18 protein-coding genes and 1 tRNA gene are annotated in these 22033 nt (G+C 61.0%); 11 read left to right on the top strand and 8 right to left on the bottom strand.

What is annotated here, in order from left to right:
• Positions 1 to 30 precede the first annotated feature (30 nt).
• Entirely contained in the window at positions 31 to 1713 is a 1683-nt protein-coding gene (locus E3U23_RS12330; RefSeq protein ID WP_279351579.1) for a putative bifunctional diguanylate cyclase/phosphodiesterase, read from the bottom strand.
• A gap of 156 nt (positions 1714 to 1869) precedes the next feature.
• Between E3U23_RS12330 and E3U23_RS12325 the strand changes: the two genes are divergently transcribed.
• A complete protein-coding gene (locus E3U23_RS12325; protein ID WP_279351578.1) occupies positions 1870 to 2280 on the top strand; it encodes an EVE domain-containing protein in 411 nt (136 codons plus the stop codon).
• Here E3U23_RS12325 and E3U23_RS12320 read toward each other — a convergent pair whose 3' ends face one another.
• Both E3U23_RS12320 and E3U23_RS12315 read right to left on the bottom strand, forming a co-directional pair.
• The gene (locus E3U23_RS12320) at positions 2281 to 3948 is read right to left on the bottom strand and encodes a thiamine pyrophosphate-binding protein (protein ID WP_279351577.1); all 1668 of its coding nucleotides are present in this window, start codon (positions 3946 to 3948) and stop codon (positions 2281 to 2283) included.
• Between the two features lie 336 nt (positions 3949 to 4284).
• Complete coding sequence (locus E3U23_RS12315) at positions 4285 to 5631, bottom strand: MFS transporter (RefSeq protein ID WP_279351575.1); 1347 nt, start codon at positions 5629 to 5631, stop codon at positions 4285 to 4287.
• A gap of 117 nt (positions 5632 to 5748) precedes the next feature.
• Between E3U23_RS12315 and pgsA the strand changes: the two genes are divergently transcribed.
• Positions 5749 to 6342: a CDP-diacylglycerol--glycerol-3-phosphate 3-phosphatidyltransferase gene (gene pgsA, locus E3U23_RS12310; RefSeq protein ID WP_279351574.1), complete on the top strand. Its 594-nt coding sequence runs from the start codon at positions 5749 to 5751 to the stop codon at positions 6340 to 6342.
• 44 nt (positions 6343 to 6386) lie between these two features.
• Here the strand turns inward: pgsA and E3U23_RS12305 are convergent, their stop codons facing one another.
• The 3 genes from E3U23_RS12305 to rnd all read right to left on the bottom strand — a co-directional run bounded on the left by E3U23_RS12305 (position 6387) and on the right by rnd (position 9001).
• Positions 6387 to 6710: a hypothetical protein gene (locus tag E3U23_RS12305; RefSeq protein ID WP_279351573.1), complete on the bottom strand. Its 324-nt coding sequence runs from the start codon at positions 6708 to 6710 to the stop codon at positions 6387 to 6389.
• A gap of 95 nt (positions 6711 to 6805) precedes the next feature.
• A complete protein-coding gene (locus tag E3U23_RS12300) occupies positions 6806 to 7702 on the bottom strand; it encodes a LysR substrate-binding domain-containing protein (RefSeq protein WP_279351572.1) in 897 nt (298 codons plus the stop codon).
• Between the two features lie 108 nt (positions 7703 to 7810).
• Positions 7811 to 9001 (bottom strand): ribonuclease D, encoded by a 1191-nt coding sequence (gene rnd, locus E3U23_RS12295; protein ID WP_279351571.1) that lies wholly within the window; start codon positions 8999 to 9001, stop codon positions 7811 to 7813.
• 164 nt (positions 9002 to 9165) lie between these two features.
• Between rnd and aspS the strand changes: the two genes are divergently transcribed.
• From aspS to E3U23_RS12260, 7 genes are all read left to right on the top strand, one after another.
• On the top strand, positions 9166 to 10983 hold the full coding sequence (aspS, locus tag E3U23_RS12290; RefSeq protein ID WP_279351570.1) for an aspartate--tRNA ligase: 1818 nt from the start codon (positions 9166 to 9168) through the stop codon (positions 10981 to 10983).
• A gap of 111 nt (positions 10984 to 11094) precedes the next feature.
• On the top strand, positions 11095 to 11331 hold the full coding sequence (locus tag E3U23_RS12285; RefSeq protein WP_279351569.1) for an acyl carrier protein: 237 nt from the start codon (positions 11095 to 11097) through the stop codon (positions 11329 to 11331).
• Positions 11332 to 11431: 100 nt separating this feature from the next.
• Positions 11432 to 12691, top strand: coding sequence for a beta-ketoacyl-ACP synthase II (gene fabF, locus E3U23_RS12280; protein WP_279351568.1), 1260 nt, complete (start codon positions 11432 to 11434; stop codon positions 12689 to 12691).
• Between the two features lies 1 nt (position 12692).
• Complete coding sequence (gene mltG / locus E3U23_RS12275) at positions 12693 to 13661, top strand: endolytic transglycosylase MltG (protein WP_279351567.1); 969 nt, start codon at positions 12693 to 12695, stop codon at positions 13659 to 13661.
• Positions 13658 to 14176, top strand: a complete 519-nt coding sequence (locus E3U23_RS12270; RefSeq protein WP_279351566.1) for a 2'-5' RNA ligase family protein — start codon at positions 13658 to 13660, stop codon at positions 14174 to 14176. The genes mltG and E3U23_RS12270 overlap by 4 nt, the downstream gene beginning before the upstream one ends.
• Before the next feature lie 85 nt (positions 14177 to 14261).
• Positions 14262 to 14338, top strand: a tRNA-Met gene (locus E3U23_RS12265).
• A 178-nt stretch (positions 14339 to 14516) separates the two neighbouring features.
• Complete coding sequence (locus E3U23_RS12260) at positions 14517 to 15770, top strand: tyrosine-type recombinase/integrase (protein ID WP_279351565.1); 1254 nt, start codon at positions 14517 to 14519, stop codon at positions 15768 to 15770.
• Positions 15771 to 15778: 8 nt separating this feature from the next.
• Here the strand turns inward: E3U23_RS12260 and E3U23_RS12255 are convergent, their stop codons facing one another.
• Entirely contained in the window at positions 15779 to 15982 is a 204-nt protein-coding gene (locus tag E3U23_RS12255) for a DUF5818 domain-containing protein (RefSeq protein ID WP_279351564.1), read from the bottom strand.
• Positions 15979 to 16566, bottom strand: coding sequence for a lytic transglycosylase domain-containing protein (locus E3U23_RS12250; protein WP_279351563.1), 588 nt, complete (start codon positions 16564 to 16566; stop codon positions 15979 to 15981). Before E3U23_RS12250 ends, E3U23_RS12255 begins: the two co-directional genes overlap by 4 nt.
• Before the next feature lie 139 nt (positions 16567 to 16705).
• On the opposite strand from E3U23_RS12250, the gene E3U23_RS12245 reads away from it, so the two are divergent.
• Together E3U23_RS12245 and E3U23_RS12240 are read left to right on the top strand one after the other, a co-directional pair.
• Positions 16706 to 17614 carry a DUF7146 domain-containing protein gene (locus E3U23_RS12245; protein ID WP_279351562.1) on the top strand — a complete coding sequence of 303 codons (909 nt, stop codon included), beginning with the start codon at positions 16706 to 16708 and terminating at the stop codon, positions 17612 to 17614.
• A gap of 75 nt (positions 17615 to 17689) precedes the next feature.
• The gene (locus E3U23_RS12240) at positions 17690 to 21937 is read left to right on the top strand and encodes a strawberry notch family protein (protein WP_279351561.1); all 4248 of its coding nucleotides are present in this window, start codon (positions 17690 to 17692) and stop codon (positions 21935 to 21937) included.
• Positions 21938 to 22033: the final 96 nt, after the last annotated feature.

Genomic DNA, 22033 nt, shown 5'->3' with positions numbered 1-22033 from the left:
TCTATGCGCTGTGCAGGGTAGCGTCCAGTGTCAGGAGGCTTGTGCTTCCCCGGCGGCGAGAATGCTTGCGGGACAGATCTCGTCCTCCTCGTCTTCGGTTTCGCGTAGCAGTCCCGCTCCAGCGAGGCGGATGCGTACCGCTTCGATCGGCTCGGGACGGCCGTAATGATAGCCTTGGCCCTTCATCTGGCCCATTTTCTGAAGTGCTTCGAGCACTTCGGCGTCTTCGATCCCTTCAGCGGTAACGGGCATCTGCAAGCCCTTGCTCATGGAAATGATCGCATCCACCAGCTTGGCGCTTTCGTCTTTCTTCCGCAGCTCGCTGACAAAGCTCTTGTCGATCTTGAGGCGATCGAACGGCAGGCTCCGCAACTGCGAAAGACTCGAATAGCCGACGCCGAAGTCGTCTAGACTGATCCGCACCCCCTGATTCTTGAGGCTCGTGATCATCGAACGGACGAGGCCGACATTCTCGTGAAGGCAGCTTTCGGTCACTTCGATATCGAGACGATGGGGGGGGAAGCGGTGCTGCACCAGCAGCTTCAAGATCTTCTGCGCAAACCACGGATCGCGCATCTGTACGGGCGATATGTTGACCGACACGGTCAGATGCGAAGCCCATTCCTTCGCATCCTCAAAGGCTTGAGAGATCAGCATTTCGCTGAGTTCCGCGATGACGCCGATGTCTTCGGCGATAGGAATGAAGATGTCGGGGCCGACCAGTCCGAGTTCGGGCGATATCCAGCGCGCCAGCATTTCGAAACCGGTGAGCTCGCCTGTACCGAGGTCGATCTGCTGTTCGTAATAAGGTACGAATTCGCCATTCGCGATGCCTTTGCGAATGCCCGCTTCGAGTTGATTGCGAAACCGCAATTCGGTTTCCATCGCTTCCTCGAACCAAAAAAAGCGGTTCTTACCCTTCTTTTTTGCCCGATACATCGCGATGTCCGCTTTGTGTATCAAACGACCGGCATTGCCTGTGGCGCGATCCTCGGACGAGAGGTCCGCGCTCGACGCGATACCGATTGAGAGCGTCACCTCGACCGCGAGCGATGGCAATTTGATTGGCGCGGAAACCCGCTCGATCAGAATGCCTGCGAAATGTTCGACCTGTTCGGCTCTGCTGGAATCGTAAGGCAGGAGGCAGGCGAATTCGTCTCCGCCCAACCGCGCGAAAATCGCATCCGGCGGCAGCAATGACGAAACGCGCGTCGAAATTTCTTTGAGCACGATATCGCCGGTCGCGTGACCATTGAGATCGTTCACCTGCTTGAAGTTGTCCAGATCGATTGCGATCGCAGCGAGGTGACGATCACTATCCGATTGCGAAGAAAGGGCTGAGCTTGCCGCTTCGGTGAAGCTACGGCGATTGAGCGCGCCGGTAAGGTGATCCGTATCGGCAAGCTGCCGCATTTTTTCTTCGGATATCTTCCGTTCCGACAATTCGGCCGAAAGCTTCTTGTAGCGATGCCAGCCAAGGAGGATAAGCGCGACGTTCAGAAGCAGGGCATTGGTCAAAGTGAGATCCGGTGCGGCAGCTCTGCCATCCCATGCGCGTATGAGATGCGGCAGAACGGAACCCGCGGTGATCGTAAAAAGAATGATCGCTGCAAGAGCGATGGTCAGCGTAAGGCGGTCGTGTACCACGACCGAGGCTTCGACGAGCGGATCTGCCCCTTTTGCTTCGCTGCGCTTTGCCAGACGTTGCTTCAATGTAGTCCGCCCCTGATCGTCCCGTCGCGGTGCTAGGCCGAGGTCGCCTAAAATCCCGTTAATCGCGGGACGGGATCGGTCGGGAACGGGCGTAGGCTGCGGGCCGTTACGGCTGCGTCGCACAACCCGAATATTACCACGAGGATACTACCGTTTATGGCCCGATACTGGCTGATGAAATCCGAACCCGATGCCTACAGCTGGGACGATCTCGAAGAGGCGGGCGAGGGCACGTGGGACGGGGTTCGTAACCATCGCGCAAAGAACAATCTCCAAGCCATGAGCGTCGGCGATCAAGCGTTTTTCTATCATTCCAATATCGGCCGCGAGATCGTGGGTATCGTCGAGATTACCGAGGCCGGCCTGACCGATCCGACCGACGAGACGGGAAAATGGGCCGCGGTTAAGGTGAAGCCCAAGACCAAGCTGCCGCACGCCGTATCTCTCAAGGACATTAAGGAGCGCGAACAGCTTCAGGAATGCGAACTGGTCACCCAATCACGCTTGTCGGTGGCGGAGATCGAGCCGTCCGAATGGTCGATCATCCTGTCGATGGCCGGTATCTGATCAGCCGCCCCGCAGCTTGCTGACCGTCGCGCCGCTGGCGGCGAGCTGCTCGATGTCGATCTTGCAATGGATCAGGCGCAGACCGCTGCGCCCTTCGGCGGCGACGAGCGCGTCCTTGAACTGCTCCGTCGTCTCGGCGAAAGCGGACCATGCCCCGTAGGCCGCGCCGAGAGTGGCGAAGTCAGGATTTGCGAGCCGCGTTCCGCTGATCCGGTTCTCGCCGGGAAATTCGCGTTCCTGATGCATGCGGATGGTACCATATGCACCGTTATCGACGACGATGACGATGAGGTTCGCACCGTGCTGCGCCGCAGTCGCGAGTTCCTGGGCACTCATCAGGAAATCGCCGTCTCCGGCAACGGCTACCACCGTGCGTTCGGGAAAACGCAGGGCGGCGGCAACGGCCGCGGGCAGGCCGTAGCCCATCGCGCCGCAGGTCGGCGCAAGTTGGCTCGGCCAGCCTTCGTAGCGCCAGTAGCGATGCCACCACCCGGCGAAATTCCCCGCGCCGTTGCACACAATCGTATCGGCGGGGAGCGTATCGCGCATAAATTGGACGCAACTTGCCATATCGAGCGGAAAATCGCCGGTATGGGCGGTCGCCCAATCGCGCCATTCGGCATTCGCCCGCGCGCCAGCGTCGAAGTCGATCCCGTCGTCATCATCCCACAATGCAGCGGTCTCGGCGAATTCGCCCATATCGGCGCAAATCGCGAGATCGGCTGGGTAGACACTATTCAGTTCGTTCGGATCGGGATGAACGTGGATCAGCGTACGGTTGCTGTGGTCGAGAGGCGGCACGGTGTATCCGTCGGTCGTCGCCTCGCCTAGCCGCGCACCAACGGCCAAAATCAGATCTGCTCGCTTCACCCGTTCGACGAGTTTGGGGTTCGGGCCATAACCGAGATTGCCGGCATAGACTTTCGAACTCGGTGAGATCGCATCCTGCCGTCGGAATGCGGTGGCGACAGGTATGCCGGTGCGCTCGGCAAAAAGCTGGAAGTATTCGCGCGCCCGCGCGTCCCATCCCGCTCCGCCCACGATTGCGACCGGATCGGCGGCGTCGGCAATCAGGGCCATCATCGTTTGCATCGCTTCGGGCAATGGCGCCTGGGGCGGCGGGGAGAGCCTGGCGCGGGGCGTTGCCTGCGTGTCGGCGCTCAGCATATCTTCGGGCAGGGCGAGCACGACCGGGCCCGGCCGGCCGGACATGGCCGTGGCATAGGCACGGGCGACGTATTCGGGGATGCGATCGGCATGATCGATGCGGGCGGCCCACTTCGCAATGGGTCCGAAGAAGGCGGGCAAGTCCACTTCCTGGAAACCTTCGCGCCCGCGCATGGTCGAATCGACGTCGCCGACGAACAGGATCATCGGCTGCGAATCCTGCTGTGCGACATGCACGCCTATGCTCGCATTGGTCGCGCCCGGTCCGCGCGTGACGAATGCGATGCCGGGCCGCCCGGTCATCGCGCCGTCGGCACAGGCCATGAACGCGGCCCCGCCTTCCTGACGACAAGTGACGAGATCGACCGTCGGCGTATCGCTCAATGCATCGAGGACCTGGAGGAAGCTTTCTCCAGGCACGGTGAAAATCCGGTCGCAGCCCTGTTCGGCAAGGCAATCGACTAGCAGGCGGGCGGCGGCGGGCGTTGGCTTAGCTGACATACCACTCGCGTACTTCCACCGGGGGGTACTGGCAATCCGCAGGTATGGTTGACCGACACGGTCACTGGAAAAGGTAAATGTCCCGCGCAGGGGCAGATTGGAAATCACAGGACCCCAAAAGTAAAGAACTCGTTAATGGGTCACTATGAGACGCGCACTTGTCCTTACCAACGAAGGTCGCCGCCACTGGCTGCGATCCTCTCTCCCGAGTCGTCGCAAGTTATTCAGCGACTTGCTTCCAGACGGGACGACGGACTGGCGCCTGTCTCTGTCGGACGTTCGTGGGGTAACGACTGTCTACTTCGCCACTTTTGCGGCTGTCTTGGCCTTCATCATTTAAGCTGTCGCCTGGGCAAGCGCCGCATCGCGTTCCGCGTCCAGCAATTTGCGCCCCAGCCACGCCGAAACAAGACACATTGCTGCACACAGCAGGACCTGTTCCACGATCGGGATACCCGCTGCGCTCATCGCCATTGCCAGTAGCGAGCCGCCCACCATTGCACCCGAATTGACAATATTGTTCGCTGCAATGGTACGCGAAGCCTTGTCCGGCGTCGCCCGGGTGGTGAGGAACGCGTAAAGCGGAACCACGAACATGCCGCCCGCCACCGCGATGCCGAGCAGGGCAAGCAGGATGAACGCTGCCATCGGCCACCCGAGGAACTGCGGAACATCGAGCAACATGGTCGGCTGGTCGCGCTCCCACAATTTAGCAAGTACGTAGAAGGCGACGACGAAGAAGCCCATAGCAATGACGGAAATTGGCGCATAGCGCGCCGACACCTCGCCCTTCAGCAGCGCATTGATCGCGACCGATCCGATGGCGACGCCGATCGAGAACACCACGAGAAACAGGCTGGCGACTTCCTTGCTCGCCATCAACACGTTCTTTGCGAGTGGCGGGAACTGGATGAACAGTACCGCCCCGATGGTCCAGAAGAAGCTGATAGCCAAGATGGCGTAATAGATCTCGCGATTGTGCATCGTCTCCCGAATGAGATGGCCGGACGCACGCCAGATGTTCCAGTCGAGCTTCTCGACCGCTCCTTGCGCCGGGGCGGGGGGCACCTGCCGGCTGACGAAATAGCCGACGATGGCGGTGACGATAATCAGGATGGCAGCGACTTCCGCCGGGATCCAGCCAGCCAGGATCGTTCCGGCGAGGATCGCGATATAGGTCCCCGCCTCCACCAGCCCGGTGCCGGCGAGGACTTCTTCCTTACGCAGATGCTGCGGCAGGATCGCGTATTTGATCGGCCCGAGAAAGGTCGATTGTACCCCGCCGAGAAACAGCGCGAACAGCATCAGCAGGATCGGCACGCTCGTATCGATCCCGAACAGCGAGACCGGCAGCGCGAAGCCGCGCCACGCCAGATAGAGGCCCGCCGCCCCGATCAGCATCAGCCCGATCTCGCACAGCTTGACGATCCGGATGATCGCCGCCTTGTCGCGCATGTCGGCCAATTGCCCGGCCAGCGCCGACAGAACGAAGAACGGCACGATGAACACGCCCGAAGCGACGGCCGAGAAGATGCCTTCCGCCTCTTCGGAATTATAGATGCTGTACACGACGAACAGCACCATCGCCGTCTTGTACAGATTGTCGTTGAAAGCGTTGAACAGCTGGGTCACGAAAAGCGGCAGGAACCGCCGTGTGCGCAGCAGATGCGTAGTCGTCGTCATGACCCCCCGAAAGGAAACCTCTCGTCTCGGTTCGCACCCCTAGCGACATGAGATTGCGGGACAAGGACAATCCGCGCCTTTTGCGGCGGGGCGTGACGCGCTAGGGAGACAGCGTCCATGATGAGCCTTCCCAACATCCTCACCCTGTCGCGCATCGTCGCGATCCCGTTGCTGGCGTTCCTGCTGTGGTGGCCGGGCTGGGCTGCGGGCTATCTTGCCGCCTTCGTGCTGTACTGTCTGATGGGCATTACCGACTATTTCGACGGCTATCTCGCACGGTCGAGCGGGGCGGTGTCGAAGCTCGGCATTTTTCTCGATCCGATCGCGGACAAGATCATGGTGGCCGCCGTCATCCTCGTGCTGGCGGCGCAGGGCGTGCTGCGTGGCCCGTATGTGGGCGATGCGCATGTTATCGCCGGCCTAATTATCCTCGTGCGAGAGATCGCGGTGTCGGGCCTTCGCGAATTTCTCGGCGGCTTGCAGGTAAGCGTACCCGTATCGGCGCTGGCGAAGTGGAAGACGACATTCCAGCTAGTCGCGCTAGGCTCGCTGATTTTGGGGCAGGGGCTGCCAAACTGGAACGTGATGCTCGGCGCTATCGAGGCGAACGTGCCGCACACGGTGGGTTTGATCACCCTATGGGGAGCGGCGATCCTGACGCTGGTGACCGGGTGGGACTACCTGCGCGTCGGCTTGAAGCATATGGATTGAGGTGCAAATGGGAGAAGTAACCCGTTGTCTGCTCCGGGACTAAACTAATTCGAAATTGTGTAAAATGTTGATTGCTCGTCTGGAGATGAATCCAAATCGATTCCCACCAGTTGAACACCTGCATTTCTCGCGAGCTTTTTGACTTTAGCCACACATCGCTCGATATGCTTTTCATCGACTAAGACACCAACTTTCGCATAAACAAAACCATCATACGGTTCGTCAAGATTAAATGCTTTCATCAGCTCGAGACCCGGTTTCATGGCAAAATGCTGGTTCGGCTCACCTGCTAGATAGAAAGTAAGCCACGCATGCTCTTCGAAAGCTGGATCCTTTCTGGCTTTAGCTATGGATGTTCGATCAAACATTCTTATCGATCTCGATATTGGCGAGCATAGTTACTATAAGAAACTGAGCCCTGTTACCTTTTCGCGATTGTAGGAACGCGAAACCGTCAGGGTTTCTAACCCGCCCGCAATTCCTCCGCCAGCAATTCGAAATCGCTGCGCCGCGGCGAGTTCTTGCGCCAGATCAGCACGATCTCGCGGCTGGCGGCTTTGCTTTTCAAAGGGCGGGCGACCACGTCGGTGCCGCTCAGGATGTTTGCCTGCACCGCCATTTCAGGAAGCATCGTAAGGCCGAGGCCGTTGTTCACCATTTGCACCAGCGTATGCAGACTGGTGGCGATCATCGTCGCGCTGGCCCGCAATTCAGGCCGGTTACAGGCGGCGAGCGCATGTTCCTTCAGGCAATGCCCATCTTCGAGCAGGAGCAACCGTCCCTCGTCGATCATATCGGCAGTGACGGTCTCCGGCGGGTCGCGCGGATCGTCCTTGGGAAAGGCGACGTAGAGCGGATCGTCGTCGATATGCGCCATCTCCACTTCGCCGGTCGCGAAGGGCAGGGCAAGCAAAGCGCAATCGACTCGCCCGTGCTGCAGCGATTCGACGGCATCCTGGCTAGTCTCTTCGCGCAGGAACAGTTCGAGATCGGGTCGCTCGCTGCGCAGGCGCGGAAGAAAACGCGGTAGGAGGAACGGGGCGATCGTGGGGATAACACTCATACGGAGTTGCCCGGCCAGCGGCTTTCCGGCGGCCTGAACGAGGTCCGATAATTCTTCCGCCTCGCGCAGGATGCGGTGCGCCTTCTCCACCACCGAATTTCCAAGGGCTGTGAACCGCACCACCCGCCGGCTGCGCTCCACCAGCGTAACGCCGAGAAGCGACTCCAGCTCGCGGATGCCCGCGCTCAATGTCGACTGCGACACGAACGATGCCTCTGCCGCGCGGCCGAAATGACCATGCTCATGCAACGCGACGAGATATTGCAGCTGCTTGATGGTGGGAAGGTAGGTGGACATTGCGATATGGTTCTATCCGTTCGCCCCCAGCTTGTCGAAGGGCTGCCGTGGTTCGAGGGCAAGTATCAAAAAGCGACGCCTCGCAGCGCTTGAAAGACGGCGAGGTCGTTACTCAGCGGCCTCTTCCGTTGGTACGTCATCGACATGGGTCATTTTCAGTCGGCCGTTCTTCACTGCGAAGGCGAGCTTGCCTTCGACGAGGTCGAGCGCGTCCCTGCCGAATACCTCGTAACGCCAGCCCTCCAAGATCGGCAGGTCGCGCGAGCCGGATGCCAGCGCTTCCATCTCGTCGGAACGGGTGAGCAAGCGGGCCGCCACATCGATCTCACGCGCGCGAATCTTCAGGAGCAGCTTCAGCAGGTCCGCGACCAATGCGCCTTCCTTGCCTAGCGGGGCGCCGCGCTTCGGCCGATCGGGCATCTCGTCTTTCGGCAGAGGCTCGGCGCTTTCGATCACTTTCATCAGACGCTTGCCGATGTCATTGTCTTTCCAGGCATTCGAAAGCCCGCGCACCTTGGTGAGGTCGGCCTGCTTTTTCGGCGGGTGGCTGGCGATATCGGCCAATGTTTCGTCACGCATGATCCGGCCGCGGGGAATGTTCTTATGCTGCGCCTCGCTCTCACGCCAGGCTGCGAGCGCCTTCAACCGTCCGAGGACCTGCGCATTGCGGCCGGGCGAGCGGATACGGTGCCAGGCGGTGTCGGCATCGTTGGCATAGTTGGCGGGATCAGCGAGCTTCTCCATTTCGGCATTCAGCCACAAACCGCGCTCGGTCTTCATTAGCTTCTTGAGAATGCGCGGGAAGATCTTCGCCAGATGGGTAACATCGCCGATGGCGTACTCAATTTGCCGCTCGGTGAGCGGGCGGCGGCTCCAATCGGTGAAGCGCGCGCCCTTGTCGACCGTAAAGCCGAGCCAGCTTTCGACGAGATTGGCATAGCCGATCTGTTCGGACTGGCTGATGGCCATCATTGCGATCTGGGTATCGAAGATGGGGTGCGGCGTCTTGCCGGTGAGGTTGTAGATGATCTCCACATCCTGCCCCCCGGCGTGAAAGATTTTGAGCACGTCCTCGTTGTCGGTGAGAAGGCCGAGCAGGGGCTTGAGATCGATCCCCTCGGCCAGCGGATCGACCGCGGCGGCTTCCTCCTCATTGCCGATCTGCACGAGGCAGAGTTCCGGCCAATAGGTATTCTCGCGCATGAATTCGGTGTCGACGCACACGAATTCGCTTTTGGCGAGACGCTCGCACAGCTCGGCCAGCGTTTCCGTATCGGTAATCAGGTCGTGGATTTTCATACGTGTCTTTTCTGCTTGCTGGGCGGAGTGCCGCCCTCGGCCGGTGCGATCTTGACAAATCCCCGGCCTTGCCCTGTTAGCGCGCGCGTTTCATCGCTAGGGAAGCGCCTCGCACACGATGTCGGCGCCCTAGCGCCAAAGCCCGCAATTTGGAAAGTCTTTCGATGCACGCCTACCGTACCCATACCTGCGCCGCCCTGACCAAGGAAAATGTCGGCGACACGGTTCGCCTGTCCGGCTGGGTCCACAAGAAGCGCGACCATGGCGGCGTGCTGTTCGTCGACCTGCGCGATCATTACGGCATTACCCAGATCGTAGCCGACGAGGACAGTGAGGCGCTTTCGCTGCTCGAGGGGCTGCGGCTGGAAAGCGTTGTTACGATTGACGGCGAGGTAAAGGCGCGGAGCGAAGGCACAGTCAATGCGAACCTGCCCACTGGCGAGATCGAGGTGTTCGCCCGAAGCGCGGCGGTACAAAGCCGTGCGGACGAACTGCCGCTGATCGTCAATTCGGCGGAGGACTATCCCGAAGAGACTCGGCTCAAATACCGTTTCGTCGACCTCAGGCGCGAGCGGGTTCACAAGAACATAATGCTGCGCAACCACGTGATCCAGAGCCTGCGCCGCCGCATGACCGACCAGGGATTCAGCGAGTTCCAGACCCCGATCCTCGGTGCGTCCAGCCCCGAAGGCGCGCGCGATTATCTTGTGCCCAGCCGACTTCATCCCGGCCGTTTCTACGCGCTTCCACAGGCGCCGCAGATGTTCAAGCAGCTGCTGATGGTCGCCGGGTTCGACCGCTACTTCCAGATCGCGCCCTGTTTCCGCGACGAAGATTTGCGCGCCGATCGCAGCCCGGAATTCTATCAGCTCGATTTCGAGATGAGCTTCGTCACGCAGGAAGACGTATTCAATACGATCGAGCCGGTGCTGGCGGGCGTGTTCGAGGAATTTGCGAACGGCAAGAGCGTGACCCCTGCCGGTGAATTTCCGCGCATTCCCTATGCTGAGGCGATGCTGAAATACGGAAGCGACAAGCCCGACTTGCGCAATCCGCTGGAGATCAGCGACGTCACCTCGCATTTCGAGACGAGCGGCTTCGGCCTTTTCGAAAAGATCGTGGGCGGAGGTGGCCGGGTTCGCGTGATCCCCGCGCCAAACACGCACGAAAAAAGCCGCAAGTTCTTCGACGACATGAACGAGTGGGCGCGCCGCGAGGGCTTCGCGGGCCTTGGTTACGTCACCCGCAAGGGCGGCGAATTTGGCGGGCCGATCGCCAAGAATCACGGGGGCGAGGGCATGGACAAGCTCTATGCCGAACTCGGGCTTGGCGAGAACGACGGCTTGTTCTTCGCCGCCGGCAAGGAGAAGGACGCCGCCAAGCTGGCCGGAGCCGCGCGCACCCGCGTCGCCGAGGAACTGGGACTGGTCGAGGGAGGCTGCTTCAAGTTCTGCTGGATCGTCGATTTCCCGATGTTCGAATACGACGAGGAACTGAAGCGTGTCGATTTCAGCCACAACCCGTTCTCGATGCCGCAAGGCGAACTGGAAGCGCTGGAAACGCAGGACCCGCTCGAAATCAAGGCGTGGCAGTACGACATCGTCTGCAACGGTTATGAACTCTCCTCCGGCGCGATCCGTAACCATCGGCCCGACATAATGTACAAGGCGTTCGAGATTGCCGGCTATTCGCGCGAGGAGGTCGATGCGAACTTCTCCGGCATGATCGAAGCCTTCAAGCTTGGCGCCCCGCCGCATGGCGGTTCGGCCCCCGGCATCGACCGGATCGTAATGTTGCTGGCCGACGAGCCGAACATTCGCGAAGTGATTGCCTTCCCGATGAACCAGCGCGCGCAGGACCTGATGATGGGCGCGCCCAGTATCGTAAGCCCGAAGCAATTGCGCGAACTCAGCATCCGCACGGTCGATCAGCCCAAGGCCGGAGCGCCGGAAGCGGCACGCGTGGACAATATCGGCGAATAAAAGTGTCTGCCGAACGTGGGTGCGCGGCCTGCCGTCCTAACCGGACTTGCGCAGCGCCGCCCCGTTCATTAGGGCGAAAGCCAAATTAACCCCATCAAGAGAGGGAATGGAATGAGCGAAACTGCCGAACGCGTGCAGAAGATTGTTGTGGAGCATCTGGGTGTCGAGGCCGACAAGGTCACGCAGGATGCTAGCTTCATCGACGATCTGGGTGCCGACAGCCTCGACATCGTCGAGCTCGTGATGGCTTTCGAAGAGGAATTCGGTGTCGAAATCCCCGACGATGCGGCCGAGAAGATCACGACCGTCGGAGATGCGACCCGCTATATCGAAGAGCACAAGGGCTAAGGCTTTTCCGTAGCTCTTAAACCCGCTTCTGCGGTATCCGGCAGGCCCGACCCCTTAACTAGCGGGCCGGGCCTGTCGTCTTTTTTCCTCGGAGATTTTCATGCGTCGTGTGGTCGTAACCGGACTTGGCCTTGTCACCCCGCTGGGTGCCGATGTCGAAACCACGTGGTCGAACCTCCTCGCCGGCAAGAGCGGGGCGGGTCCGATCACGCGCTTCGATGCGAGCGACCAGAAGGCGAAGATCGCCTGCGAGGTGAAGGGTAAGGATCACGAATACGGCTTCGATCCCGACAAGCGCATCGATCACAAGATACAGCGGCAAGTTGATCCGATGATCATCTTCGGCCTCGATGCGGCAGGCCAGGCGCTCGAGGATGCCGGTCTCGACGAGATGGACGATGCGCTCAAAGAACGCGCAGGCGTTACCATCGGTTCGGGCATCGGTGGGTTGCCGGGAATCGAATCAGAATCGATCAACCTGCACGAACGTGGCCCGAGCCGGGTCAGCCCGCATTTCGTTCACGGGCGGCTGATTAACTTGATCGGCGGGCAGATTTCCATCCGTTACGGGCTGATGGGCCCCAACCACGCCGTTGTCACCGCCTGCTCTTCAGGTGCGCACGCGATCGGCGACGCTGCCCGCATGATCAAGGACGACGATGCCGACGTCATGGTAGCTGGCGGCGCCGAGTCGACCATCAACCCTCTAGGCGTGGCCGGCTTCGCGCAGGCCCGTGCACTCAACATGAGCATGAACGACACGCCCGAAAAGGCGAGCCGCCCCTATGATCGCAATCGCGACGGCTTCGTGCTGGGCGAGGGCGCTGGCGTTGTTGTGCTGGAAGAATACGAACACGCCAAAGCGCGTGGCGCGAAGATCTACGCCGAAGTCGTCGGCTACGGTCTCTCGGGCGATGCCTATCACGTCACTGCGCCGCATCCTGAAGGCAAGGGTGCCGAACTCGCGATGCGCATGGCGCTGCGTAAGGCCGGAATGGACGCGTGTGACATCGACTATGTCAACGCCCACGGAACCTCGACCATGGCCGACACGATCGAGCTCGCCGCGGTAAAGCGCGTGCTGGGCGATGATTTGTGCGGTGCCAGCATGAGCAGCACGAAATCGGCAATCGGCCATTTGCTGGGTGGGGCAGGGGCGGTCGAGACGATCTTCTGCATCCTAGCCATCCGCGACCAGATCGTGCCGCCGACCCTCAACCTCGACGATCCGGACGAAGGCACCGAAGGTGTCGACCTCGTACCGCACAATGCCAAGAAGCGTGAGGTCGAGGCAGCGCTCAACAACAGTTTCGGCTTCGGTGGCACCAACGCATCCCTGATCGTCAAGAAAGTCGCCTGATATGCGCGCGGCGAAGGCGGTCGTCGCGGCCTTCGCCGTTATAGCGATGATCGGTGCGGCTTGGTTCGCCTCCGGATGGTGGGGCAGCGCCGATATCGATGAGGATACGACGGTTATCGTACGCTCGGGCTCCACGCTTACCAGTGTCGCCAACATGCTTGAAGAAGACGGGCTCATCGGATCGGCCGACGCTTTCTTACTGCGCGCTAAGATTCTCGGATCGAGCGATCCTGTAAAGGCTGGCGAGTTCGCCCTTCCTGCAGAAGCGAGCCCTGCGACTATTCTGGACACGTTTCAGCATGGGGACGTGATTCGCCGATTCCTGACGATCCCCGAAGGCATGCCTTCGATCCTGGTCTACGAAAAACTCATGGCCGAGGATCTGCTGACCGGCCAGATCGACGTTCCCACGGAAGGCAGTATTCTGCCGGATACCTATGATTTCGAGCGCGGCGAGAGCCGTGCGGCCGTTCTCGCCCGGATGCAGGACGCGATGACCGCTTACCTCGCCGAAGCATGGAAGAAGCGTGATGCCTCTGCCGCGGTCGACAGTCCGCGCGAAGCCGTGATCCTCGCCTCGATCGTGGAAAAGGAAACCGGCGTACCGCGCGAACGCCGAATGGTTGCGGGCGCTCTTTCCAACCGTGTCCGTATCGGCATGATGCTGGGCGCCGATGCGACCACGATCTATCCCATTACCAAAGGAAAGCCGCTTGGCCGCCGCATCCGCGTCTCTGAACTGCGCGACCCCAACCCGTACAATACGCGCGCCATTGCCGGGTTACCGGCAGGACCGATCACCAATCCTGGCCGCGAGGCAATTGCCGCCGTGCTCGATCCGGCAGAAACCAAGGCGCTCTATTACGTCGCGGACGGTAGCGGCGGGCATGTGTTCGCGGAGACATTGGACGAGCACAACCGCAACGCTGCGGCCTGGCGCAAGTTGCGCCGCGAACGGGGCGAGATGTGAGCGGGAGCGATGCCCCCCTCATCCTGACGGCCAAACTGCCGCCGGAGCTGCATCGGCGGTTCACCGATCTGCGCACCGAACACTTCCCGCCTGAGCGCAATTATCTAGAAGCGCACGTCACGCTGTTTCACGCGATCCCAGGACAATGCGAGCCGGAAGCCTGCAGCTATCTTGCGAGACTAGTCGGCGAGGTTGCGCCTTTGCAGGGTCGCGTCGAGGGCCTGATGCCGCTCGGCGGGGGCACCGCGATTAAGCTAAGCAGCCCGCAATTGCTCGATCTCAGGGATGAGATCGCCGACCATTTTCATGGCATGCTGACCGCACAGGACCAGCATCGTCCGCGGCTGCACGTCACCATCCAGAACAAGGTTTCCTCGAAGGAGGCCAAAGCCTTGCAGGCGCAGATTGCGGGCACGATCGACCAGCAGTCATTCGCCTTTCCCGGCCTCTCGCTTTATCGCTATCGCGGCGGCCCGTGGGAATTCGTGCGCGACTTCGCCTTTCGCGGCAAATGACGGTTGACCGGTCGGGCGGCCCGCCCTAAACGCGCCGCCTGCCGGGGGCGTCAGTGCCTTTCGGCGATGCTCCGTGCATGTTCGGGGCGGAGTAGCTCAGGTGGTTAGAGCAGCGGAATCATAATCCGCGTGTCGGGGGTTCAAGTCCCTCCTCCGCTACCATTCTCGAATCCGCATGGGTTCGCATGCATCCGCTTGCATCCGCAAAATCAAATAAATTCAAAAGCTTCTGCGTGATTCGCGTCCGCATGTGTCCGCTTGCATTCGCTTGAAGCCGGATTTGGTGTGGGGGTATTTTGGGGGTATTTCCGGGGGGTACTGAAAAGGAGCGATACCCCCAATGGCCCTGAGCGAGATTCAAATCAAAAAGGCGAAGGCTTCCGATCGTCCGTACAAGCTGGCTGACGGGGAGGGTTTGTTCCTGCTGGTCCAGCAAAATGGCTCGAAGTTATGGCGCATGAAATATCGTTTCAGCGGCAAGGAGAAGCTTCTCTCGTTTGGCCCGTACCCTGACATTGGCATCGCGGCGGCACGAGAACTCAAGAAGCTTGCGAAGGCGACATTGGCGCAGGGCACCGATCCCATGGTCCACAAACCAGGACGTGATTTCGAAGAAGAAAGAACCTTCAGGTCCGTCGCCTCCATGTGGCATAGGAATCGCGAGAGCAGTCTTGACCCGGCTCATGCCAGCAGGGTGTGGTCACGCCTTGAGCGGGATGTCCTGCCTGTCTTGGGCGAGATGATGATGCATGAGATCACTCCACCGGAAGTTCTGAAGGTCATTCGAAAGATCGAGGAACGTGGAGCGCTCGATATCAGTCGGCGCGCCAAGCAGGGAATCGGCCAAGTCTTCCAATTCGCTATAGCCAGCGGCATGTGCGAGACGGATCCCACCGCTCACTTGCGCGGAGCATTGAAACCACGACCCCGTGTTCGGCATATGTCCAAGCTGCCTTTGGCCGAACTTCCAGACCTACTGACGAAGATCGATCGATATGAAGAAGAAGTCGAGAGGCGCTCCGAGATCACCAGAGCGGCTCTTAAATTTGCTCTCCTGACCTGGGTCCGTACCAAGGAGCTTCGCTTCGCTACCAAGCAGGAGTTTGAAGGTCTGGACAGCGATGCCCCGGTTTGGCGGGTTGCCGCTGAACGAATGAAGATGCGACGCGAGCACATCGTCCCTCTTTCTCGTCAGGCGACCGACTTAGTTCGAGACCTGATCGCGACTGCCAATGGCGAGTACCTGTTCCCCGGCCAGAAGCCGAAGCAACCGATATCCGAAAACACGATGATCTACGGACTCTATCGGCTCGGATATCACGGCAGGCAAACGGTGCATGGGTTCAGGGGCCTCGCTAGCACTTGGGCCAATGAACAATTGGTTGAGGTTGGCCAGCCACCCATCTGGATGCGCCGATACAACTCAGATTGGGTTGAGCTACAGCTTGCCCACAGCGAGGAAAACGAAGTTCGCGGCGCTTACAATGCAGCCGAATACCTCGCACCGAGGCGTTTGATGCTTCAGGACTGGGCAGACTTCCTCGATCAACAGCGGAGCGATCGTGGCAAGCTTGCAGTACTTCGCGCCGCCTAGTCGAATGGCTAGGCCGGCACCTGTCCCAGCCACTCTACTCGAAGCCGATCAAGGCCAACGATTACGCCTTCGGCAGTGACATCGAAACCGATGTCGTCATTGGATGGCTCGAAATCTTCAAGAACCCAATGGTCACCCGCATCTGTGATAATCGCCATTCCTCGTGGCACGAGCTCAAGGCGCCCGCTGATCCGTATCCGATTCGTATTCATGTTGCGCTGTATGCCATCCATCGCGCGAGAACGCTGCGAACATAGCCCGGGGTTTCACGATTTTTGGGAATTCCGCCCGCCCGACTGACCGCTCCGGGTCCCGCATTGTAGGCTGCCAGAGCAAGGTGAATTGCCCCGAAACGGTCGAGCATTTGCCTAAGATAGCGGGCTCCGCCGTCGATACTCTGGCCTGGGTCATGCCTGTTGCCGACGCCCAGTTCACGAGCGGTTGCCGGCATCAACTGTGCAAGCCCTGCCGCTCCTGCTGAACTTATTGCCATCGGGTCGAAGCGCGACTCCTGCCAGACGAGCGCCTGCAGCAGACGAGGAGGAAGTTGATAGCGTACTTCCGCTTGCCTGATGAGCGGCTCGTAAAGCGCTTCCTTGAATGAACGGCGCGGAGACGATTGGGGGGCAGCAGCTCCATCAGAAGTCTGTGACGACCAATTGTCCTCTAACGAAGTCCGGGGCATTTCGCTCTGGCCGAGACCATGATCGAATACCTGGAATTCCTGCGCCTGCAAACTGCTGGAGCTGCACGCGACTAATGCGTACGCGATAACAGCCAATTGGAATATTCTCATCGTGTTCGCCTCGTATCTGGGTACGAATCGCATGAGAACATAAATGGAACAAAGGCTGTAGGAAAACGGTTTGACGTTGGCCTGCTGCAGAGGGGAGGGATGCGTTCGGCAGGGGCAATTGAACCGCAATGGAGCCGCCATGTCCCTTCCACTGTCCACCCAATCACGGTCTTCCCTGGAGGACATGGCGCGCCGCATTTGCGAATCGCGAGGGGGCAAATGGTCCGGCACCAAGGGCATGGCCTGCTGCCCTGCGCATGATGACCGCACGCCTTCACTCGGAGTGTCGCTCGGCCGACAGGCAATCCTCTTCCATTGTTTCGCGGGATGCGATCAGCAGAGCGTGCTGGCTGCTTTGGCGCGTGAAGGTGTCGACGCAACCTCGCTATTTTCAGGTTCTGCGATCAGTGAGGATCCCGAGGCGAGCAGAATGCGCAAACCCTCGGCGGCAGCGCTGAGGATCTGGCGCGAAGCACAGCCGCTGCGTGCCAGTCCGGCCAAGGCATATCTTGAGAGCCGCGGCATCCTCGCCGCATCTTCTGCGCTCCGCTTTCATCCAAGAACGCCTCTTGGCCCGAAAGGGCGCACCCGCTTTCTGCCCGCCATGATCGCGGCAGTCAGCCTCGACAAGGGGCCGATTGCCGTCCATCGCACGTTCCTTTCGGGCAATGCCAAGGCCGGCTTCGACAAGCCGAAGCGGGCGCTCGGCGCGCTCGATGAGGCTGCCGTCCGGCTCTTCACTCCGGTCTCCGGCAAGCTCGGCCTTGCCGAAGGCATCGAGAGCGCGATGTCGGCCTACGCTCTTACCGGTATTCCCGCCTGGGCGACATTGGGCAATGAGCGCTTCGGCCTCGTCGGCGTGCCCGAGAGCGTGACTGAACTCCATCTCTTCGTCGATCATGACGCTGGCGGCGAGCTGGCTGCGTCGCGTGGCCTGGCTGCCTACGAACAAGAAGGCCGGACGATCCATGTGCGCAAGCCTTCCTCCCACGACACCGACTGGAACGATGAACTGACAGCATGGCTGCGCCGCAAGGCGGCGCCGTAGAGGAGAGAGGGCTTCTCGAATTCCTGATCCGGCAGAGGGCGTGTCCCGATGCCCTCATCAGGAGGACGAATTGCCATGTTTCAGTCAGACCTGTTTCCCGCTGGCGAGCAACTGTCGTCAGTGCCCTTGGCCTACGTCATCGGCGCCCGACTTGCCGAGCTTCTCGCCTCGGGTCGTCATCTCACCCGTGCCGACATTTCCGGCCTCTTCGCTGAAGAGACCGGCGCCCTGGACTGGGGAAGCGCCTGGACCATCGATGACTACAACAATGCGGTCGAGATCGGCGCGCTGCTCTGGATTTGCGAGTCTTCGCGCATAGATCTGGCGGCAAGCGTGCACGAAGCCGAAGCGCGGTTCGACTGGCTCGAAGCAGCCTTGCCGCCGCGGCACGTTCGCAGCGAAGCACAGGTCGAGCTCCAGCAGTTCTCGACCCCGCCGATGCTGGCCTGGCTGATGGCGAGGGCCGCAGCTGTCTGTGCGCGAGACACGCTCCTCGAACCGTCCGCAGGTAATGGTGCGCTCGCGCTCTGGGGCAGCGTCCAGAACGCCTCGCTGCTCCTCAATGAGATCGATCCGGCAAGGCGAGCAGCCCTGGGCCACATCTTCCCTGCGGCCACGATCACCGCGCATGACGGGGAACTGATTGCCGACATGCTTCGCGGCCCTGTTCCGTCGGCCGTGCTGATGAACCCGCCGTTCGCCCGCAGCCAGGAACGCCGGAAGGGTGGTGAGACCGCTATGCGTCACCTGCGCGGTGCGATCCGAGCGGCTGCTAATGGAGCGAGGATCGTCGCCATCATGCCCGAAGGCTTCGATGCTTCCACATTCGCCGAGGCACAGGACGAAGCGTCACTGCTACTCGATGTGCGCTTGCGGCAGATGTTTCGCCGAACTGGCACGGGAATTGCCGTTCGCCTGCTCGTGGTCGACAAGATGCCGACTGCGTCTTTGCCCGCGATCACCGGAGATACTGCCGATCTGATCGAGCTCCACGAGCTTATTACTGCGCTGCCGCCACGGTGGCAGATTTCCGCCAGCCTCGATCGCCTTCGGGTCGGCAAGCCAGTGCGCCTGCTTGGCAGAACCTCGACGGATCGGGCGCCGGTCCGGCCGTTGGCGCCGTTCGCGGCGACTCCTGCAGCCACAGCGAATGGCATCGATCTTGCCTATTCGGTCCTCGCCGACCCCGCGCAGGTGCCCGAACAGACTGGCATCTACCTGTCTTACCGGCCCAGCCGCATCGTGTTCGAAAACGCGCCGGTCCATCCCACCCCGCTCGTGGAATCGGTCGCCATGGGCTCGGTCGCAGCGCCCCAGCCTGATGTTCGCCCGCGCCTTCCCGCAGGTTGGCAGGCCGATGGCCTTCTGTCCGAAGCGCAATGTGAGACACTGGTCTATGCTGCCCAGGCATTCGCGCGAGATCTCCCGGGCCAGTTCAAGGTCGGTCAGGAAGGCACTGCGCTCGAATTGTCCGAAGACGGACACGCATATCGGCAGGGCTTCTTCCTTGGCGACGGAACTGGAGCGGGGAAGGGAAGGCAGATCGCAGCGGTCATCATGGATCGCTGGCTCGCAGGCGAGCGACGCCATGTGTGGATCACCAAGAACGAGGCGCTGCTCGAAGATGCACGCCGCGACTGGGAAGCGCTAGGCGGGTTGCCGCTCGACATCCAGCCACTCTCACGCTGGAAACTCGGCCAACCTGTAATGATGTTCGAAGGCATCCTCTTCGTCACCTACCCGACGCTGCGCTCGGGGCGCGCCGAGGATACGCGGCTCGACCAGATCCTTGCCTGGGCGGACGAGGATTTCGACGGCGTGATTGCTTTCGACGAAGCCCACGCCATGGCAAATGCGCTCGGGAGCTCCTCCACTCGCGGCAAGGTCAAGGGCTCCGAACAGGGGATGGCGGGCCTCAAGCTGCAGAACCATCTCCCGCGCGCCCGTGTGCTCTACGCGTCTGCCACAGGTGCCTCGGACATCGCCAATCTCGGTTACACCTCGCGCCTTGGCCTGTGGGGACCCGAGACCGCCTTTCCGACCCACGAGGCGTTCATGACCGAGATCCGCGCTGGCGGCGTCGCGGCGATGGAGCTTGTCGCCCGCGACCTCAAGGCGCAGGGTCTCTATCTCGCCCGTGCGCTGTCCTTCGCCGGGGTCGAGTACGAGATCCTCGAACACAGCCTGACCGAAGCGCAGATAAAAATCTATGATGCCTATGCTGATGCCTGGGCGATCATTCACCGCAACCTCGAAGCTGCGCTCGAAGCAACCCGCGTGGTCGACGAGGACAGCGGCGATACGCTCAACCGCAATGCCAAGGCTGCGGCGCTATCGATCTTCGAAGGCACCAGGCAGCGCTTCTTTGCCCAGCTCCTGCTTTCGATGAAGCTGCCCAGCATGATCCCCGCGATGGAAGCGGCTCTTGGAGAGGACCATTCGGTTGTTGTGCAGCTGGTCTCGACCGCCGAGGCCATGCTCGACCGGCGCCTTGCCGACCTTAGCGTGGAAGAACGCAAAGCGCTCGATATCGATCTGTCCCCGCGTGAATACGTCATCGACTACCTCGTCAAAAGCTTCCCGGTGCGCCTGATGCAGGTCTTCGCCGACGAGGATGGCAATCTCCGCTCCGAGGCGATGAACGACGAGGAGGGCAATCCCGTTTTCTGCCCGCGCGCCATTGCCGCGCGTGACGCATTGATCGAGCAGCTCTGCGCGCTGCCGCCCATCGCTACCGCGCTTGACGCGGTCATCGAGCACTTTGGGTCCGAGGCCGTGGCCGAGGTCACGGGCCGTACTCGTAGGCTGGTCCTGGGCCGCGATGGCCAGCAGCGGCTTGAACGGCGAAGCCCGAGTGCCAATGTCGCCGAGGCGCAAAGCTTTATGGATGGGACCAAGCGCATCCTCGTCTTCTCGGATGCAGGCGGCACGGGTCGTTCCTATCATGCCGACCTTCATGCGAAGAACCAGCAGCGCCGGGTTCATTTCCTGCTCGAGCCGGGCTGGCGCGCCGACAACGCGATCCAGGGTCTTGGTCGCACGAACCGCACCAACCAGGCCTCGGCCCCACTGTTCCGTCCCGTTACCACCGACGTGAAGGGCGAACGCCGGTTCATTTCGACCATTGCGCGCAGGCTCGATGCATTGGGCGCGCTTACGCGCGGCCAGCGCCAGACCGGAGGTCAGAACCTGTTCGACCCGGCCGACAATCTCGAAAGTGACTATGCGCGCGACGCGCTCAGCCGCTGGTTCCAGCTGCTCTATGACGGCAAGCTCGAAGCCACGAACTTCGGTAACTTCGTCGAGCGCACCGGCCTCCGGCTTGAAAACCCCGATGGCGGACTGACCGACAATCTTCCCACGATCCAGCGCTGGCTAAACCGTATTCTCGCGCTGCCGATAGCACTCCAGAATGCGATCTTCGATGAATATCTCGGCCTCGTCGAAGCGCGGATCGAAGCCGCGCGCGAGGCCGGAACGCTCGATCAGGGACTGGAAACCGTCAGGGTCGATAGTTTCGAGGTACTCGCAGATCAACTCCTGCGCACCGATCCCGTGACTAGAGCCGAGACCCGTCTCGTCTCGCTCGAAGTGACGAGGCACCTTCGGCCTCTGCGATTGCAGCGCCTCGTGCGGATGCACGAGATCGGCAGCCCGCACGCGACGCCGATGCGCAATGCGCGCTCGGACAAGGTCGCCCTCTCGGTTCCTGCCCGGCGCCTTATCGCTGACGACGGGGCCGTGATCGAACGTCGGCGCCTTCTGCGACCGCTCAAATCCGCGAACTGGACGCTTGAGGCACTCGATGAAAGCCACTGGGAAGAATTCGGCGTCACCGCGTTCACGGACGCCTGGCGGGCCGAGGAAGAGGAGGCCGCCGCTTCGCCAGTGACCGAGCGTGTCCATCTTGCCACCGGGCTGCTGCTCCCTGTCTGGAAGCGCCTCCCCGGCGATCATGTTCGGGTCACCCGGCTCGTTGCCGACGATGGCCAGTCGATTATCGGGCGCGAGGTGCTAGACGCCGACCTCGCCGCAATCGCGGAGACCTTTGGCCTTTCCGGGATTGCTGGACCGGCGGCAAAGCAGATCGGCGACCTCGTCCTCGCCAGCGGCAAGCCGCTGGGCCTCGCAAGCCACGATGCCTTGACCGTCAAGCGATCGCTGGTCGGCGGCGAACAGCGCCTTGAACTGACCGGGTTCTCACCCGACCGGCTCGACTGGTACAAGAACAAGGGCTGCTTCACCGAGATCATCCGCTACCGCACGCGGCTGTTCGTCCCGGTGTCGAGAGCCTCGTCGGTCCTCCCCGCGCTAGCCGCCTGATCCCTCGGGCAGACCCCAATCTCAGAATCAGAGTGGAGGGGGCCCTTTGGGCTTGTGGGCCTCGTGATCCTCACCTGCGCCTTCATTCCATCAGGA

The organism is Erythrobacter litoralis, assembly GCF_029760855.1.
GTDB classification, from domain to species: domain Bacteria; phylum Pseudomonadota; class Alphaproteobacteria; order Sphingomonadales; family Sphingomonadaceae; genus Qipengyuania; species Qipengyuania litoralis_A.
This window is presented reverse-complemented; position numbering and strand designations above follow the sequence as displayed.